The organism is Mesorhizobium sp. Cs1299R1N1 (genome assembly GCF_037179655.1).
GTDB classification, from domain to species: domain Bacteria; phylum Pseudomonadota; class Alphaproteobacteria; order Rhizobiales; family Rhizobiaceae; genus Mesorhizobium; species Mesorhizobium salmacidum.
Genome location: NZ_JAPYKR010000104.1, coordinates 1 through 678, shown reverse-complemented (window position 1 = coordinate 678; position 678 = coordinate 1). Strand labels below are relative to the sequence as shown.

At 62.7% G+C, this 678-nt stretch carries 1 protein-coding gene; it reads right to left on the bottom strand.

The window, feature by feature from the left end; translation table 11 throughout:
- The coding region (gene groEL / locus O7A70_RS33905) for a chaperonin GroEL (RefSeq protein ID WP_337144219.1) at window positions 1-678 on the bottom strand (678 nt) is incomplete at both ends.

Sequence of the window (678 nt, the reverse complement as noted above, 5' to 3'; positions counted from 1 at the left end):
GGTTGGAGAGCTTCTTCTCGTGCAGGAGGATGTAGACGTCCTCGAGCTCCGCAACCATCTTGTCGGCGTTGGTGACGAAGTAGGGCGAGAGGTAGCCGCGGTCGAACTGCATGCCTTCGACGACTTCCAGCTCGGTCTCGGCGGTCTTGGCTTCCTCGACCGTGATGACGCCTTCGTTGCCGACCTTCTGCATCGCTTCCGCGATCATCTTGCCGACCGACTCGTCGCCATTGGCCGAGATCGTGCCGACCTGGGCGACTTCCTCGGAAGTCTTGATCTTCTTGGCGGCCTTGCCGAGAGCGGCGACCACTTCGGTGACGGCCAGATCGATGCCGCGCTTCAGGTCCATCGGGTTCATGCCGGCGGCAACCGACTTGTGGCCTTCCTGGACGATCGACTGCGCCAGAACGGTCGCGGTCGTGGTGCCGTCGCCGGCGATGTCGTTGGTCTTCGAAGCAACTTCGCGGACCATCTGCGCGCCCATGTTCTCGAACTTGTCTTCAAGCTCGATTTCCTTGGCGACGGTGACGCCGTCCTTGGTGATGCGCGGAGCGCCGAACGACTTGTCGATGACGACGTTGCGGCCCTTGGGGCCGAGCGTGACCTTCACCGCGTCGGCGAGGATGTTGACGCCGCGCAGCATGCGCTCGCGGGCGTCACGGGAGAATTTTACGTCTT